At 50.6% G+C, this 16,537-nt stretch carries 15 protein-coding genes; 4 read left to right on the forward strand and 11 right to left on the reverse strand.

Features of this window, described 5'->3' with window-relative positions:
• The first annotated feature begins 32 nt into the window (after positions 1-32).
• The 4 genes from GVJ32_RS14015 (at position 33) to GVJ32_RS14030 (ending at position 2,789) form a co-directional block, all read left to right on the forward strand.
• Positions 33-854, forward strand: a complete 822-nt coding sequence (locus tag GVJ32_RS14015; RefSeq protein ID WP_159240714.1) for an SDR family NAD(P)-dependent oxidoreductase — start codon at positions 33-35, stop codon at positions 852-854.
• Between the two features lie 14 nt (positions 855-868).
• On the forward strand, positions 869-1,639 hold the full coding sequence (locus GVJ32_RS14020) for a glucose 1-dehydrogenase (RefSeq protein ID WP_159240715.1): 771 nt from the start codon (positions 869-871) through the stop codon (positions 1,637-1,639).
• Between the two features lie 107 nt (positions 1,640-1,746).
• The gene (locus GVJ32_RS14025) at positions 1,747-2,001 is read left to right on the forward strand and encodes a hypothetical protein (protein ID WP_159240716.1); all 255 of its coding nucleotides are present in this window, start codon (positions 1,747-1,749) and stop codon (positions 1,999-2,001) included.
• Between the two features lie 35 nt (positions 2,002-2,036).
• The gene (locus GVJ32_RS14030) at positions 2,037-2,789 is read left to right on the forward strand and encodes a pteridine reductase (RefSeq protein ID WP_159240717.1); all 753 of its coding nucleotides are present in this window, start codon (positions 2,037-2,039) and stop codon (positions 2,787-2,789) included.
• Positions 2,790-2,946: 157 nt separating this feature from the next.
• On the opposite strand, the gene acs is transcribed toward GVJ32_RS14030, so the two are convergent.
• The 11 genes from acs to dksA form a co-directional block, all read right to left on the reverse strand.
• Positions 2,947-4,884, reverse strand: a complete 1,938-nt coding sequence (gene acs / locus GVJ32_RS14035; protein WP_159240718.1) for an acetate--CoA ligase — start codon at positions 4,882-4,884, stop codon at positions 2,947-2,949.
• A 238-nt stretch (positions 4,885-5,122) separates the two neighbouring features.
• Entirely contained in the window at positions 5,123-5,503 is a 381-nt protein-coding gene (gene panD, locus GVJ32_RS14040; protein ID WP_159240719.1) for an aspartate 1-decarboxylase, read from the reverse strand.
• Positions 5,504-5,537: 34 nt separating this feature from the next.
• Positions 5,538-6,422, reverse strand: a complete 885-nt coding sequence (gene panC, locus GVJ32_RS14045) for a pantoate--beta-alanine ligase (protein ID WP_159240720.1) — start codon at positions 6,420-6,422, stop codon at positions 5,538-5,540.
• A 266-nt stretch (positions 6,423-6,688) separates the two neighbouring features.
• On the reverse strand, positions 6,689-7,480 hold the full coding sequence (gene panB / locus GVJ32_RS14050; RefSeq protein WP_159240721.1) for a 3-methyl-2-oxobutanoate hydroxymethyltransferase: 792 nt from the start codon (positions 7,478-7,480) through the stop codon (positions 6,689-6,691).
• An 18-nt stretch (positions 7,481-7,498) separates the two neighbouring features.
• Positions 7,499-8,179: a deoxynucleoside kinase gene (locus GVJ32_RS14055; RefSeq protein WP_159240722.1), complete on the reverse strand. Its 681-nt coding sequence runs from the start codon at positions 8,177-8,179 to the stop codon at positions 7,499-7,501.
• Entirely contained in the window at positions 8,157-8,660 is a 504-nt protein-coding gene (folK, locus tag GVJ32_RS14060) for a 2-amino-4-hydroxy-6-hydroxymethyldihydropteridine diphosphokinase (protein WP_159240723.1), read from the reverse strand. The genes GVJ32_RS14055 and folK overlap by 23 nt, the downstream gene beginning before the upstream one ends.
• A complete protein-coding gene (gene pcnB / locus GVJ32_RS14065; RefSeq protein WP_159240724.1) occupies positions 8,657-10,033 on the reverse strand; it encodes a polynucleotide adenylyltransferase PcnB in 1,377 nt (458 codons plus the stop codon). Before pcnB ends, folK begins: the two co-directional genes overlap by 4 nt.
• Positions 10,034-10,448: 415 nt before the next feature.
• A complete protein-coding gene (locus GVJ32_RS14070) occupies positions 10,449-11,891 on the reverse strand; it encodes a sigma-54-dependent transcriptional regulator (protein WP_159240725.1) in 1,443 nt (480 codons plus the stop codon).
• A 78-nt stretch (positions 11,892-11,969) separates the two neighbouring features.
• Positions 11,970-15,017, reverse strand: coding sequence for a sensor histidine kinase (locus tag GVJ32_RS14075; RefSeq protein WP_235035141.1), 3,048 nt, complete (start codon positions 15,015-15,017; stop codon positions 11,970-11,972).
• A 151-nt stretch (positions 15,018-15,168) separates the two neighbouring features.
• Positions 15,169-16,038, reverse strand: coding sequence for a tRNA glutamyl-Q(34) synthetase GluQRS (gluQRS, locus tag GVJ32_RS14080; protein ID WP_159240726.1), 870 nt, complete (start codon positions 16,036-16,038; stop codon positions 15,169-15,171).
• 47 nt (positions 16,039-16,085) lie between these two features.
• Complete coding sequence (gene dksA, locus GVJ32_RS14085) at positions 16,086-16,523, reverse strand: RNA polymerase-binding protein DksA (protein WP_159240727.1); 438 nt, start codon at positions 16,521-16,523, stop codon at positions 16,086-16,088.
• Between the last annotated feature and the right edge of the window lie 14 nt (positions 16,524-16,537).

Genomic DNA, 16,537 nt, shown 5'->3' on the forward strand with positions numbered 1-16,537 from the left:
ATTTTAAAAACTAAAATAATAAGGATTCTGTTATGAGTAATGAGCTCGCCGTTTTCGGTTTAGAGGGTAAGGTCGCAGTGGTGACGGGTGCCGGCGGTGGTATTGGGGAAGCTTGCGCGCGGATGTTTGCAAAGGCCGGCGCCGCCGTAATGCTAAGCGATATAAATATAGAGTCTTGCGAGCGCATTGCAGCGGATCTCAATGAGCAGGGCTTGCAGGCGAAGGCTATACGGTTAGATGTGACGAGTGAGGAAGATTGGGCGGCATTAAAGCTGGCGCTGCAAGATTGGAAAAACCGCTGGGATGTATTGCTTAATAACGCCGGTATTTATATTGGTGGCTTGCTAGAGAGCAACACCAGTGCGCAGGTAAGTAAGATTAATCAAATAAATATTGAGTCGGTATTTCTTGGTACGCGAGCAGCGGCTGAAAGCATGAAACCGGGCGCTGCTTTCGGTCAGGGTGGCTCTATTATTAATTTGTCATCTATTGCAGGTTTGGTTGGCGTGCCTGGTCATAGTATTTATGGTGCAACGAAAGGTGCGGTTCGCTCTTTAACTAAACACAGTGCTGTAGAGTTTGCCAAATTTGGTTATGGGATTCGTGTTAATTCTCTGCATCCCGGTTTAATAGAAACCGCAATGGGCGATCAAGCTTTGCAAGACTTTGTAGACATTGGCGTGGTTGCCAATGTCGAAGAAGCAGCGGCGCTGCTTAAATCGGCAATGATACCGATGGGACGTTTGGGCAATGTGCAAGATATTGCGAATGCCGCGTTGTTCTTAGCGTCTGATGCGAGTTCCTACGTGACGGGCATTGAGCTAACAGTCGATGGCGGCTTTTGCGCTGGGTAATACTAGGAGATTTTATGTCTTGTCAGGGCAAGGTCGCATTGGTTACGGGTGCCGGTGTAGGTATAGGGGAAGCGACATGCAGAGGCTTAGCGGCAGCTGGCGCGGTTGTTGTGGTTAGTGATATTGATGAAGCATCAGGCAGTCGAGTGGCGAATGAATTAAATGCTGCAGGCCATCAAGCGATTTTCATGCGTTTAGATGTGTGTGACGAGTCGCAGTGGCAGGCGGTAGTCGCGGAAATTATCACTCGCTTTGGCGGTTTACAGATTTTGATTAATAACGCGGGCATTGCCAATATCTGCGGAATTGAAGACGAGACTTTAGAAGGCTGGCGTAAAACCAACACTATTAATAGTGATGCGGTATTTCTTGGTACGCGGGAAGCGATCAAGGTGATGAAAGAGTCCGGTGGAAGCATTGTAAATATTTCGTCGATAGAGGGAATTGTCGGTGATCCAATGCTGCCAGCCTACAATGCCAGTAAAGGTGCGGTGCGCGCGTTTACAAAATCCGTCGCCTTGTATTGCGCAGACAAAGCTTATTCCATCAGAGTCAATTCTGTGCATCCAGGTTATGTGGCTACGCCATTAGTAAGTGGTGCCTTGTCTCGGTTAAGCAGTAGCGACGCCGAGGCATTCGCTCAGCGCGTTGTCGCCAGTATACCGATGGGCCGTATGGCTGAGGCAGCCGAGATTGCCAAGGGCATTGTATTTCTGGCGTCCGATGATGCGAGCTATATGACCGGTTCCGAGTTAATCATGGATGGCGGTTACACGGCTCGTTAACGTAAAGCCGCTGCCCCCGCGATACAGTCACCGCGGAGTCTCGCTTGAAGGAGTAGCTTGCGTATAATAGTGCGATGATTGTCTGCCACTATTGTGAGTTACTCCCCATGTCTGAAAATACTGAACTTAAATTATCCCCACTGAGCCGCACCATTGAGCAAGATGGTAAAACCCTTCGCGTTGAAATTTGTGAAGATGGTGATGGTGCTTGGGTGCTTGAGGTTTTTGACGAGTTTAATAACTCTACAGTATGGGAAGATGCCTTTGAGTCTGACGAAGATGCTTTATTTGAAATAGAGGCAACCATACGGGAAGAGGGCATCGACTGCTTGATTGGTCCTGTTGACGGCGGTATGGCGTGAATGTGAGTGGGCGTGGGGATGGGAATGGAAGCGACATGTTTGATGGCGAAGACTCGCCGGTCGCCTTAGTTACCGGCGCAGCTCAGCGTTTGGGTGCTGAAATTTGTCGGCGGCTTCATGCGCGTGGCTATCGTATTATTATTCATTACCGGCATTCCGCGGCGGCAGCGAATGACTTGTGTGACGTCTTAAATACTCTGCGATCTAAGTCTGCAGTGACTTTAAGTGCGGATATGAATTCAATTGCTGACGTTGAGGTTTTAGCAGTCAAAGCGGTGTCGCAATGGCAGCGTTTGGACGTGTTGGTAAATAATGCCTCTGGTTTTTATCCGACGTCGATGGGGTCGGTAACTGAGTCGCAGTGGGATGATTTGTTTGGCAGCAACCTTAAGGGCGCTTTCTTTTTGTCACAGGCTGTGGCGCCTGCTTTGAAGATGGCAGCGGGATGCATCGTTAATCTTGTCGATATCTACGGTAGTAAACCTTTAAAAAGCTACCCAGCTTATTCTATGGCGAAGGCGGGGGTGGCCATGATGACACAATCTTTGGCGCTGGAACTGGCGCCGGATGTTCGTGTGAACGGGGTGTCGCCGGGCGCGATTTTATGGCCAGCTGAAGAAACCGAATACAGTATTCAAGAAAAGCAGGAGTTGAGCCAGCGGGTGCCTTTACAGCGGCAAGGTGAGGCTACTGATATCGCCCAGACGGTGGTGTTCTTGGTCGCTGATGCACCTTATATTACGGGGCAAATTATTGCTGTCGATGGCGGCCGCTCGGTGTCGTTGTAGGTCCAGAAAAGCGATGTCTGCTTTGATATAGCGGCATATTCTATTTGTCTTTGCTGTTGAGTATCTTTTTTAGTTTTTGATTTTTCTTTTCATAAACGCGTTGAAATAAAAATGGGGTGCACGTAGTTGTGCACCCCGTTTTGCATTGTGATATCTATTAGCGATTTAGGCGATCTTCAACGAGGTTATCTACCACCGCCGGATCGGCCAGCGTTGACGTGTCGCCTAGCGTATCGAGTTCGTTGGCGGCAATTTTGCGCAAAATACGCCGCATGATTTTGCCTGAACGGGTTTTAGGTAGTCCCGGTGCCCACTGAATTAAGTCTGGTTTGGCGATGGGGCCTATTTCTTGAACGCAGAGCGCGGTGAGTTCTTTTATGAGTTGCTCGCTGCCAACGACGTCATGCATAAGGGTGACGTAGGCGTAAATTCCCTGTCCTTTAAGATCGTGGGGATAACCCACGACGGCGGCTTCGGCAACGGCCTCATGAAGTACCAGTGCGCTTTCTACTTCAGCGGTACCCATGCGGTGGCCCGAAATATTTAGAACGTCATCAACGCGGCCGGTAATCCAGTAGTCGCCGTCGGCGTCGCGGCGGGCGCCGTCGCCGGTAAAGTAGTAGCCGGGGTGGGTGCTGAAATAGGTTTCGATAAGGCGTTGATGGTCGCCATAGACGCTACGGATTTGCCCAGGCCATGAGCGTTTTATCACTAATAAGCCTTCACCGGCACCTTCGATTTCTTTGCCGTCAGTGTCTAGCAGCGCGGGTTCAACACCAAAGAAGGGGCGGGTGGCCGAGCCGGGCTTCATATCGATGGCGCCGGGTAGCGGGGTGAGCATATGAGCGCCGGTTTCGGTTTGCCACCATGTGTCTACGATGGGGCAGCGCTCCTCCCCAACAACGCGGTGGTACCACTCCCACGCTTCGGGGTTGATGGGCTCGCCTACAGTGCCGAGCAAGCGCAAGCTGCTGCGATCCGTTTTGTTCACGAACTCGTCGCCAGCACCCATTAGGGCGCGCAGTGCGGTCGGCGCGGTGTAGAAAATACTGACCTTGTGCTTGTCGATCACCTGCCAGCAGCGTGAGGCGTCGGGGTAGGTTGGTACGCCTTCAAATAGCAGCGTGGTACCGCCGTTGGCGAGTGGGCCATACACAATATAGCTGTGGCCGGTAATCCAGCCTACGTCTGCAGTACACCAAAACACTTCACCGTCTTTGTAGTCAAAAACGTATTTGTGGCTCATGGCAGATTGCAGCAGGTAGCCGGCGCTGGTGTGCAGCACGCCTTTGGGTTTACCGGTGGAGCCAGAGGTGTAAAGAATGAATAGCGGGGCTTCGCTTTCTACGGCAACGGCGGGACATTCTGCAGATACCTTGGCGACTTCGTCGTGGTACCAGATATCGCGGTCGGCCTGCCAGTTTATGGCGCCGCCGGTGCGCTTTATGACTAGGCAAGATTCAATACTAGGGCAGTCACGCAGGGCGAGGTCGGCATTGGCTTTGAGGGCGATTTTTTTGCCGCTGCGCAGGCCTTCATCGGCGGTAATGAGAATTTTGCATTCGGCGTTTTGGATGCGATCTTTAAGTGCTTCTGGCGAGAAGCCGCCAAATACCACTGAGTGAACAGCGCCGATGCGTGCGCAGGCTAGCATGGCGTAGGCTGCCTCTGGAATCATTGGCATGTAAATACATACCCGATCACCTTTGGTAATTCCTTGGGCTAGCAGTACATTTGCAAGTTTACAGACGGCGGTATGGAGTTCGCGATAAGTAATATGACTGGATTCGGCGGGGTTGTCGCCCTCCCAGATAATCGCGGTTTGGTCGCCACGAGTGTCTAAATGACGGTCTATGCAGTTATAGGCAACATTTAGTTTTCCACCGTCAAACCAGCTTGCTTCGCCTTTTTCAAAGTCGTATCGGTTAATTGTGTGCCAGCGTTTGTCCCAGCTTAAAAATTCATCTGCTTGGTCTGCCCAGAAGTTGTCGGCATCGTTGAGTGATTGGTGGTACATCTCGTCGTATTGCGCTCGATTAATGTGAGCGCTGGCGGCGAACGCAGGTGGAACGGGATGGACGATACTCTTGCTCATGACGTTACTCTCTTTATGCATTTGTTATGATTTTGGGTCTGCTGTAAATGCTGGCTACGACCAGAACAGATGATGTCGCTTACTGGCAGGATAACGGCTTGGTCGTGCGGATTGAACCCTAAAATAGACTAATTTTATTTGCAGAAATAAGAAGATGGCAGGCAGGGGGAATTCACCGGCAAAGGGCAGCTAAATATCGGGAAGGATAGTGGCAGAGGCGGGCGCCCCTGCCAGAGAATCAGGCGACCTGAACGGGGATGGCGTTGCTGGCGTGGCTGACAGTATTGTCAGCATTCATATAAATAAGGCGCGGCTTAAAGTTGATCAGCTCGGCCTCAGAATATGTGGCGTACGCACAAATAATAATGATGTCGTCGACATTCGCTTTATGCGCGGCCGCACCATTAATAGAAATGATGCCGCTATTGTCTTCGCCACGAATTGCATAGGTGGTGAAGCGCTCGCCATTGGTGACGTTGTAAATTTGAATTTGCTCAAATTCACGGATACTCGACATGTCGAGTAATTTACCGTCGATGGCGCACGAACCTTCATAGTTGAGCACTGCGTGGGTAACGCGGGCTTTGTGAAGTTTAGCTTTCAGCATAACGGACTGCATAACGCTATTCCTTTCTCTCTCAGTCTTTACCGGCTTAATTAGTAGCCAGCATTCCCCAGTCGGCGCTGGGGTTAACATTCAGGGTTACGTTGTCAATCAAACGCGTGCTGCCAAGTTTGGCGGCGGCGAGTATGACCACTTCTTCGGTGTCCGCTGTTACCGGACGCAGGGTACTAGCATCGCAAATAGTAAAGTAGTCAGACTCCAAGCCAGCTTTGCTAAGGCTGATTTTGGCATGCTGTTCTAGCTTGCTATAGCTGTCGTAGCCGCAGGCGATGGCCTCGCGGGTTTCCTGCAATACACGATGTAAAACGGGTGCAATTTCACGTTGCTCGGCATTTAAATAGCCGTTGCGTGAGCTCAGGGCTAAGCCGTCTTCGCTGCGAGCTGTTGCAACACCAACAATGTTGATTGGCATGCATAGGTCGCGGACCATTTTACGGATAACGCTAAGTTGCTGAAAATCCTTTTCACCAAACACGGCAGTGTCTGGTTGCACAATATTAAATAGCTTCGCCACAATGGTTGCGACGCCGGTAAAGTGCCCGGGTCGGCTTGCGCCACAGTGGTCGTCGGACAGTTCTGGCACAGCAATTTTGCTGTGACTGTCCATGCCTTCCGGATAAATTTCGCTTACGTGCGGAAGGAATAAAAATTGTGCGCCTGCGGCAAACAGTTTTTCTTTGTCTGCGGCCAAGGTGCGTGGATAGCTGCTGAGGTCTTCGTTGGCGCCAAATTGCAGCGGATTAACAAAGATGCTGACAACGACGATGTCGGCGTGCTGCTTAGCGCGCTGAACAAGGCGTAGATGCCCGTCATGCAGATTGCCCATAGTCGGTACAAAGGCGACGGTTTTACCGGCGCGTTTTCCCGAATTAAGAGCGGCCCTTAATGATGCGGCTGTGCTATATGTTTTCATACCACCCAACTTCCCAATCTCATACTTCGCAGGGCGAAGGTAGTTTGCTGTGAAGTCAGTCCGCGCACACCGCGGGCTGGCGACCAATACACTGGCTATACGGCCTTAAAAACCTGAAAAGACTGTTCATAATCTGATCAGTTTGGCCAGTGGCGGGCAAGTATGCCCCAATCGGAATTGCCGTTCAATGCTTTGGTAACAAAAAATTCACGACTTTGTTACCTACCAAAACGTTCCCCGAGGTAACAGTTTGGGATTATAAACCCTTAGTCAAAACTATGCTCGTCTGCGGGGAAGCTACCGTCGATGACGGCGCTATTGTAGCGCTTCAGGGCATCCTCTACACCGTTACTGCCTTCCGCAAAGTTACGTACAAAGCGTGCGGTCTTCTCGGTTATACCGAGCAGGTCGTGTAGTACCAGTACTTGGGCGTCTGTGCCGTTGCCGGCCCCAATACCAATAACGGGGATTTTTAGGATGGCGCTGATTTCTGTTGCGAGTTTGCGTGGTACACATTCCAGCACCAGCATTGCCGCTCCTGCGGCTTCCAGCGCCACTGCGTCGGCAAGAATGGCTTTGGCTTGGCTGTCGTCGCGCCCCTGCACTCGGTAGCCCCCCAATACGTTAACGGATTGAGGGGTTAGACCGAGGTGGCCGCATACCGGAATACCGGCTTGGTTCAGCAGCGTTACGCTCTCTGCAAGCCAGCCGCCGCCCTCAATTTTGACCATATGCGCGCCAGCTCGCATTAGCGTGGCGGCATTGTCGGCACATTGTTGGGCGGTGTTATAGCTGCCAAAAGGCATATCACTAATAATGAGTGGTTGCGTGCAGCCACGGGCAACGCAGGCTGTGTGGTAGGCCATGTCGTCTAAAGTAACGGGTAGGGTGGAATCGCGCCCCTGTAGCACCATGCCAAGTGAGTCGCCGACAAGAATAGCGTCTATACCTGCTTTTTCGACAAGTTTGGCAAAGCTGGCGTCGTAGCACGTAACCACGGCAAATTTTTCATGCTGTTGCTTTTTTGTCAGCAGTTTGAGGGTGTTTACCTTGCTCATAGCGGGCCTCGGCGGTGCTCAGAAAAATGTGGGGTTAAAGTAATGGCGACCGCTGCGTATTTCCAGCACATATTGCAATAATTTCTCATATTGCTGGTCATTGTTGGCAAAGTCGATGTCGCTGGCGTTAATGATGAGTAGCGGTGAGTCGTTGTACGACAGGAAAAATTCGCTATAGGCGGCATTTACTCGCTCTAAATAGTCGCCATGTATGCTTTGTTCAAATTGCACCCCGCGATGTTGTATTCGTTCTTTTAGCACTTTTACCGGCGCTTGTAAGTAAATCACTAGGTCTGGCGTGGGAATGTCGACCTGCACCTGTTGGTAGACTTTTTGGTATAGCTCTAGCTCGTTGGTGTCGAGGGTGATTTGGGCGAATAAAGGGTCTTTTTGGAATAAAAAATCGGCGATATGGGTTTGATTAAACATGTCGCTTTGGCGTAAGTCGCTGAGCTGCTGTGCGCGCTGAAATAAGAAAAACAGCTGGGCTGATAAGGCCGCGTGGCGCTGGTTGGCGTAAAAACGTTCCAGAAAGGGATTGTCTTCGGCTTTCTCAAGCAGCATTTGGTAGTTAAGTGATTCCGCTAGGCGCCGCACTAGGGTGCTTTTGCCCACACCGATAGGCCCTTCCACTGCGATAAAACAGGGCGGTTTTTCGGTATTGATAATAGGCTCGTTAATTAGTGATCGCTTTATCATCTGACTCTAAAACCCATAAATTGTCGTTGTCGGAATAGCCCACGTTGGCATTTTCGCCTAGATAGCGGCGAAGTAGCTCAGCGGGTGCAATATCTGCGAGTGGACGAAGGACGAAGTCTCTATCAAACATTCGTGGATGTGGAATGATCAGGTCGCTTGTGTGGATGTTTTCCCTGCCGTACAGAAGTAGGTCGAGGTCAAGGGTTCTGGCGGCCCAGCGGATATTACGCTGCCGATGATGCCGGGCTTCAATGGCTTGTAGGGTGGTGAGCAGATTGTGTGCATTCAGGCTGGTATCAATGGCGATGACGGCATTGACGTAGTTGCCTTGTGTTCCTGGGCCTATAGCGATTGAGCCGTAAAGGCGGGATTGCGCAATGATGTGGCAGTCAGGCGTAGCGGCAATCGTCTGTATTGCCGTTAATACCTGCTGCTTTGGCTGATCTAAGTTACTGCCCAGCGCAATGTAACTGCGGATCATCGCGGTTTGCGAGGGCTGCGTCGGCGCCGGGGTGCGCGAGGCTTTTCTCCGGCAGGGACTTGCGTGAGCATAGCACCACGCGTGTCTGCATGAGCCTCTTGAAACGCTAGCCACCATTGGCCCAGTCCAGCTTCAACTTCACCGGCTTGTTCGCGTAGCAGTAGGAAGTCGAAGCCCGCGCGGAAATAACGATGTTCCAGAAGCTGTTCTGCCCGCTTACCGGTGCGGCGGGTGAGTCGGCTTTGTAGTTCCCATATGTCACGCATTGGCAGCGAGAAACGTTTGGGAATGGCAACGGTTTGCTGCTGCTTGTGCAGTACGCGTTCGGCCGCTTGGTGAAGCGCGGGGATTTCCGGTACTCCGCTGTCAAGAATTTCTTTGTAGACTTTTTTTACCACTGGCCACAGCAGTACTGCGTAGATAAAGGCCGGCGTAACGGGTTTACCCTCTGCAATTCTAGCGTCGGTATTAATAAGGCCCTGTTGAATAATTGCTTCTGTTGCCGGCTCGTGTTGATTCAGCATTTTTTGTGTTGCTGGGAATAGCGGGCTGAAGAGACCGTAGCGCTGCAATAACGCGTAGGTTTGAATGCCTTGCCCAGACATCAGCAGTTTGATGACTTCGTCAAACATGCGTGCTGCAGAGATGTCGGTCAGCAGAGGCGCTAATCGCTTGAGCGGCTCTTCGGTATGCTTCTCTATATCGAAATTGAGTTTTGCGGCAAAGCGGACAACGCGCAGCATGCGCACTGGATCTTCGCGATAGCGGGTTTCTGGATCACCAATAATGCGGATAAGCTTTTGCTCTAGATCCCGCATGCCGCCGACATAGTCGTAAACGCAAAAGTCACGGCTTGAATAATACAGGGCGTTTATGCTGAGGTCGCGACGTGCGGCGTCTTCATTTACTGAGCCGTAAACGTTGTCGCGGGTTAGCATGCCAGATTCGGTGCGGGCCGAGTGCTTGTTGCGCTGGGCGCTAGTACTGGGCGCATCGTGCCCACCCCTAAAGGTGGTGACTTCAATAATTTCATTACCAAAGCGGACGTGGACGATACGGAATCGGCGGCCGATGATGCGGCTATTGCGGAAGACGCCGCGAACCTGTTCGGGCGTTGCGTTAGTGGCAATATCGAAATCTTTGGGTTGCCCGCCTAGTAAAAGGTCGCGCACACCGCCGCCAACGAGAAATGCATCATAGCCCTCTTCGTTGAGTCGTCTTATGACTTTAATTGCGGCGTCGCTAATATTCTTGCGGGAGACGCAGTGTTCGTCTCGCGGAATGATTGCCACGGTGTTTGATGTGTATTGGCTGGGTTTGGAAAACTTGCCTGAGAGCTTTTTCCAGAGCCCGGTAACGGAGCTAGATGTCATTGATGTCTGCGGTTAGCCGATGAATTTTATGAAGCCAGTATTCTAGCACAGGCGTATTTGGAGTGTTGTTAAACGAATGATGGAATTTTATAGGGAGTGCGCGTTCGAATAAGTGTCTGTGGAGTAATTTGCGGGGTTTTAAAACGAAGAAGGGGAAAACAATGTCTTCCCCACCCAGGTCTCTTTGCTTATGTATTATTATTATTCTTTCTCTGTTTTTTTATTATTATTTTCATTTTTTATTATTCTTCGCTCCCAACATAGAGCATTTGCTGTGCCAACTTTATAATCTCTTTATTTATCAGTTGCTTAGTGTGTTTTGGTGTTTGGTTTTCACTTTGCAATTTTGTGAATTGTTACCTTAATAAACGCCCTTTGTTACGTTGTCTGAGCTTGGGTAACGCCTGGTCGCAACTTATGTTCCCGCCCGTGAGCTGACTTTCTTGCGCGGAATACCCAAGCGCTGGCGACGTTCCCATAGGCACTTTCGACTTACGCCAAGTTTTTGCGCTAGCTCGGTTTCACTCATGGAGTCTTGGTGCTCTAGCACAAAACGCTGAAAGTAATCTTCTAGTGACAGGTCTTCACTGGGGTCTGCGTGAATGGGTTTGCGGTTGTCGCGATTGCGATCTGGGGTGCTGCTCGTCGCGCGGGGTGGGTTGTCGTTGCGGCGGCCACGAATCTGGCTGATGTCAACGAGCTCTAAATCTATGTCGAGGAGCTCGTTATCGATTTCTTTACGGTCACATAATATGACTGCGCGCTCAATGGCATTTTCTAGCTCCCTAATATTGCCTGGCCATATATAGGTGGTTATCGCTTGGATGGCCTTGGGGCTGAAATGCATCAGCGGTTTCTTCATTTTTTCGCAGCGGCTTTTTAGTAGCGTTTCGGCCAGCTCAAGAATGTCTTTACCGCGCTCACGCAGTGGTGGTAATTCCAGTTTCATAACATTTATACGGTAGTACAAATCTTCACGGAAGCGACCGGAGTGCGCCATGTCTTTTAGGTCGCGGTGAGTTGCGCAGATAAGTCTCACGTTAACTTTTATAGATTCTACCGAGCCTATACGGCGGATTTCGTTTTCCTGAATAAAGCGTAACAGTCGCGCTTGAGCCTCTAGGGGCAGTTCTCCAATTTCGTCGAGGAATAAGGTGCCGCCGTCAGCTGCTTCGATCAGCCCGGTGCGGTTGGTGTTGGCGCCAGTAAATGCACCTTTCTCATAGCCGAATAATTCGGACTCGATTAAGGTTTCAGGAATTGCCGCACAGTTGACACAAATAATGGGTTTGCCGTTGCGTGTGCTTTGATTATGAATTGCACGGGCTACTAATTCCTTACCGGTACCGGTTTCTCCATGAACGAGTACGGTTGCATCTGTGGGGGCGGCGCGGCGAATATGGTCATAGAGTTGCTGCATGGCTTTGCAGCTGCCGATCATGCCATTGGCGTCGGCGATTTGTTTGCGTTGAATACTGCTCGGTTCGGTCGCATTGGGCTGCCGTTCTACAGTGGTACTCTGGATAATACGCTCGACGGTTTCCAGCATTTCATCGTGATCGAAGGGCTTGGCGATATAGTCGATAGCGCCTTTTTTCATCGAGTCCACGGCAGACTTCAGGCTTGCGTAGCTGGTCATAATCAGTACGGGGGCTTCAGTTTTACTGATTAGGTCGGTGCCTGCTGCGCCAGGCAGCCGCAAGTCACTGATAATTAGCGAGTAGTCGTTGACGTTATAGTTAGTTAACGCTTTTTGAACAGAGTCCGCCTCGTCTACCTGATAGTCATTGCGTTCGAGCAGGCGCCGCAGTGCCAGACGGATGACATCTTCGTCTTCGACTATTAGGATCTTGGGCATAATTTTCTCCGTGGATTCGTGCGGCCACTACCAAACAGGCGCGTAGCCGAACAACATAACGCGATCAGCAAAATAATTCTAGTTTGGCTCGGCGTGGCTTAGTGCCAGTCGAATATGAATTCGGGTGCCGTGGGTACTGAATTCAGGCACGGGACTTTCGATAGTAATGTCACCACCGAAGTCGTTAATAATGTTGTAAACCAATGCTAAGCCTAGGCCGGTTCCTTTTCCTGGATCTTTGGTGGTGAAAAACGGCTCAAAAATTCTGTTTTGTAAGTTTTGGTCAATGCCGCTGCCGTGATCCGTGACGGTGATGTGTGCTTCGGTATCTTCGCGTAGCACATCAATAGTGATCATCGCATTGTCGCTACTGGCGTCTCGGGCATTTGATAGCAAGTTGATAAAAACTTGCATTAAACGTTGGTTGTCACCTTGCACAACAATGTCTGCAGGGCAATTGTTGTTGTAATGAATTTGACGCGCTTCGTTATCAAGACTCAGCAGTTGCACTGCTTCGGAAACACAGCTCCGCACATTGACCGCTTCGGTCGCTAGTGAGCGGGCCTCTCGTCCAGTGTGGGCGAAGTTGACCAAGCTATGAACAATACTGCTAATACGTTGGGTTTGTTTGACGATTTGTGACGCCGTTTCGAGTGTGTCTGGGTTTTCGGTTTCGTAGCGCAAGTTTTGCGCAAGACAGGCGATGCCAGTGACGGGGTTGCCAATTTCATGTGCGACACCGGCGGCTAAACGGCCAATAGAGGCTAGTCGCTCTTGATGGGTGAGTTCGTGCTCTAGCAATTGGGTGTCGGTGATGTCTTCAACTACGACAATAACTTCGTCGCGGCCCCACATTTGTGATTCGGTGCGGTGCAAATTAAGCCAGCGTAGACCTTTGTCGGTTTCGACACAAAATTTGCTGCGATGCAGGTCGCTGCTAGCTAAAAAGTTAATTAGGCAGCTTGCCCAAGGCTCGGGAAGGCCTGTTAGGCGAGAGCCGGTGACGGTGCTAGATTTGATTGCAGTAATGTCGGCCATCGACATATTCCATAGCAATATCTCCTGATCGCGCCCTAGTGCGCATACGCCGATGGGAAGGTCTTCTAGGGTTTGGCGGTGATAGCGGCGTAGGCTGTCAAGGTCGGCGGCGAGGCCGGTGAGATTGGTTTGGTAGCGCTCAAGGCGTTCTTCTATATAGGTTATGTCTTCACTATTGCCAAGTACGCTGTCGGTATAGGGCAGTACGCGATCAATGACACGGCGTGCGCTTGATGGTCCAACTAGGGATGATAGGTTGATTTCAATTCGATCACGAATACGTCGAAGCGCGTACGGGCGGGTTTCTTGTTCATTGAGTTGGAGTTCTTCTAGTGCGCGGCTAAACTCTTGCTCCGCGGCGTGGTCTCCCAAGGCCTCTTGCAAACGCTGTTTCATTTCTCCCGCTGTTTGCAAATTTAACGCATGCCTGCTGGGGCGGTTTAGGTCATCGAGTGTGCAGGCCTCTGCGGCGCTACGCTCTTCTGCAGAGGTATCGCTAAATATGGAAACCACAATAAAAAGTGCGCTGTTAACACCAAGTGACAGGCTGGCGACCACCACCCAAAATAGATCTTCGTCTACTTCATTAAGATATAGCGTTTCCATAAAGGCGGGATGGTAATTGCTGAACATGGGGATCAGCAGGCCGAAAATCCACACTATAAAACCGGCGGTCAGGCCGCTAATAAATCCATTGCGATTGGCGCGGGGCCAATATAGTACCGCAAGTACGCCAGGTAAAAATTGCAGGAAGCCGCAGGCTGAGGCCATGGTGAGGTTGGTAAGGGTTTGAGTTTCGTCAATTAACTCATAAAAAATATAGCCAATTAAAATTATGGCGCAGATGAGCAGTTGACGAGTCATCAGTAGCCAGCGATAGATATCAACATTACGGCCTTTGGGTCGCAGGATGGGTAGAACTAAATGATTCAGGCTCATTGATGCTAGCGCAAGGGTGGTAACAATAATGGCGCCGCTGGCGGCGGAGAGACCGCCCAAATAGATCAAGGTTGTTAGCCATGGTTTGTCAATATTCAGCGATAAACCGAGGGCGTAATAGTCGCTTGTAAGGTTCAGCTCAGAGGCTTGGCCGGCCCAGAGTATAGGGAGCACTGGTAGGCTCATTACCAGTAGAAATAGCGGTAGGCCCCAGCTCGCAGTGACGAGGTTTTTTCTGTTGGGGTTTTCGGCAAATAACATGTGAAAGACGTGGGGCATACAGACTGACGCGGCAAAAAACATAATCAGCATTAGTCTGTTGGTGTCGCCAGACTGCGGAGTGCTCAATTCTTTTATGACTTCTGGGTGGCTGTCTAGCCAGAGCTGTAGACCGTTAAAACCACCAAATACCGAGTAAATAGCAATGATGCCGACTAAGACAATGGCGAGCATTTTCACAATAGATTCAAAGGCAAGGGCAACAACCAGTCCACGATGACTGTCTTTAGAAGCAAGATTTCGTGAGCCAAATAAAATGGTGAAAACGGTGATAACCGCACAAAAAAGTAACGCGGTTAGGTTTTTAAAGCTAGCATGATCACTGCCCATGGCTTCGCCAGCACTTAAAATTAAGGTAGATTCAGACACGATTTTTATCTGAATGGCGAGTAGTGGCCAAACGGCAAGTGCCAAAAAGAGGGTGGCTAGTGAACCAGCCCATGAGCTCCGAAAACGAAAGCTCAGTAAGTCTGCAAGAGAGTTGAGACGATAGCTTTTGCAAATTTGGTGCAGTGGCGCGAGCAAAATAGGTAGCAAGATTAGCGCGACAGACAGGCCAATATAATAATTGAGAAAGCTGTAGCCGTAGCGCTCGGCAAAACCGACCGCACCGTAAATGGCAAAACCGCTGGCGTATACGCCTAGCGACAAGACATAGATGCTGGGGTGGTTAACCAGGCGTGAGGGTAGTAGCTGACGTTCGGTGGCGTAGGCAATGGCAAATAAGAGTAATAAATAGCCGATACCAATAAAGAACAGTGTATTGGGGCTAAGGGTCATTGCGGCGCTGCTGATGTAAGCTAATAAACACAAAAATAATGATAAGTAGCCAAACCACGTGGTGGAGATACCACACGCTGCTGGCGTCACTTAGCCATCGGTTTAGCGCCGGTGCAAAGATAAAGGTAAAGGTCGCTAGAAGCAGTAATGAGGAGTGAATTTGCATGGTGGCCGCGAGACTTTCAGTGTCGAACTGATGTTACTGGAGCGGCTATCAAACTGCAAAACATTGCTAGCTGCTTTATAGACTAAGTGCGGTTTGGTTTGGGATATGGTCGGCTTGCCAATGTTGGGTGGCCCACCGCAATAGTTCCGTAATATTTAGGTCAGCCGGCGGGAGTGCTTGCCCTAAGTAGCGCAAGACTTGAAGCAGATTGGCCTTGGCGGTTTGATCGTTTATTGCAGGGGCAAAACTTTGTTTGCTGAGTTTATGGCCATCATCGCCGACGATAACCGGAAGGTGGAGGTAGCGAATAGGCTTTAGCGACAGCGTCTGCTGTAAGTGAAGTTGCCATGCGGTCGCGTCGAGTAAATCTACGCCGCGAACGATGTCGGTAATTTGTTGCTCGGCATCGTCGACGACTACGGCGAGTTGGTAGGCATACAGGCCATCTCGGCGTTTGAGAACTGGGTCGCCAATTTGCGTACTTTGGTAGCATTGAGGGCCTTGCACGCGATCCAGAAACTCCACGCTGTGCTGTTCAATCTTTAGGCGAATAGCGGCATCACCAAGGGTGAAAGCCTGAAAACAGCATTCTGGGTGTATGCCGCCGGTGTTGGCAAGTTGGGCGCGGGAGCAGCTGCAGTAATAGGCGCGCTGCTTATTTAATAACCGATCTAGCGCTGCGTCGTAGCTGTCACTGCGCTGGCTTTGCCACAGTATATCGCCATCCCATTGTAAGCCGTGGGCAATTAGGCTGTTGATGATGAGGTTTACCGCGCCCTCTTGTTCTCGTGGCGGGTCAATGTCTTCTATGCGTAATAGCCATTGGCCGTGTGTGGCACGTGCGTCGAGATAACTGGCAACTGCAGTAAGCAAGGAGCCGAGGTGTAATGGACCGCTGGGGGAGGGGGCAAACCGGCCAATATAGCCGGTATTGGAGACTGACATAGCAAGCCTGCTGGCATGGGCGGCGGAGGAACCGCTACCCATGCAGATTAACCGCGTTCTTGGCGCTCTTTGATCTCGTCTAGCGTTTTACAATCAATACACAAGGTCGCAGTTGGTCTGGCTTCTAGGCGTTTAATACCGATATCGACTCCACAGGTGTCACAGAAACCATAATCGTCTTCGTCTATGAGATTGAGGGTTGAGTCAATCTTCTTGATGAGCTTGCGCTCGCGATCACGGGTACGTAACTCGAGACTAAACTCCTCTTCCTGGGTCGCGCGGTCTGCGGGATCGGGAAAGTTAGATGCCTCGTCTTTCATATGGCTTACAGTACGGTCTACTTCTTCCATCAACTCAGCTTTCCAGCTAAGCAGAATCTGGCGAAAGTGCTCCTTTTGATCTTCGTTCATGTATTTTTCGCCCTTTTTCTCTTTATAAGGGACGAACGTCTTTAAATTCTCAGGTGTACTCTGCTGTGCAGGCATGGCTGGCCCTCTTC

Origin of the sequence: Zhongshania aliphaticivorans (assembly GCF_902705855.1) — a bacterium.
GTDB lineage: Bacteria > Pseudomonadota > Gammaproteobacteria > Pseudomonadales > Spongiibacteraceae > Spongiibacter > Spongiibacter aliphaticivorans_B.

Bases quoted from the DNA above. Each gene is read 5' to 3' on its own strand.
- GVJ32_RS14015 (WP_159240714.1), top strand. From the start codon at position 33: ATGAGTAATGAGCTCGCCGTTTTCGGTTTAGAGGGTAAGGTCGCAGTG.
- GVJ32_RS14020 (WP_159240715.1), top strand. From the start codon at position 869: ATGTCTTGTCAGGGCAAGGTCGCATTGGTTACGGGTGCCGGTGTAGGT.
- GVJ32_RS14025 (WP_159240716.1), top strand. From the start codon at position 1,747: ATGTCTGAAAATACTGAACTTAAATTATCCCCACTGAGCCGCACCATT.
- GVJ32_RS14030 (WP_159240717.1), top strand. From the start codon at position 2,037: ATGTTTGATGGCGAAGACTCGCCGGTCGCCTTAGTTACCGGCGCAGCT.
- acs (WP_159240718.1), bottom strand. From the start codon at position 4,884: ATGAGCAAGAGTATCGTCCATCCCGTTCCACCTGCGTTCGCCGCCAGC.
- panD (WP_159240719.1), bottom strand. From the start codon at position 5,503: ATGCAGTCCGTTATGCTGAAAGCTAAACTTCACAAAGCCCGCGTTACC.
- panC (WP_159240720.1), bottom strand. From the start codon at position 6,422: ATGAAAACATATAGCACAGCCGCATCATTAAGGGCCGCTCTTAATTCG.
- panB (WP_159240721.1), bottom strand. From the start codon at position 7,480: ATGAGCAAGGTAAACACCCTCAAACTGCTGACAAAAAAGCAACAGCAT.
- GVJ32_RS14055 (WP_159240722.1), bottom strand. From the start codon at position 8,179: ATGATAAAGCGATCACTAATTAACGAGCCTATTATCAATACCGAAAAA.
- folK (WP_159240723.1), bottom strand. From the start codon at position 8,660: ATGATCCGCAGTTACATTGCGCTGGGCAGTAACTTAGATCAGCCAAAG.
- pcnB (WP_159240724.1), bottom strand. From the start codon at position 10,033: ATGACATCTAGCTCCGTTACCGGGCTCTGGAAAAAGCTCTCAGGCAAG.
- GVJ32_RS14070 (WP_159240725.1), bottom strand. From the start codon at position 11,891: ATGCCCAAGATCCTAATAGTCGAAGACGAAGATGTCATCCGTCTGGCA.
- gluQRS (WP_159240726.1), bottom strand. From the start codon at position 16,038: ATGTCAGTCTCCAATACCGGCTATATTGGCCGGTTTGCCCCCTCCCCC.
- dksA (WP_159240727.1), bottom strand. From the start codon at position 16,523: ATGCCTGCACAGCAGAGTACACCTGAGAATTTAAAGACGTTCGTCCCT.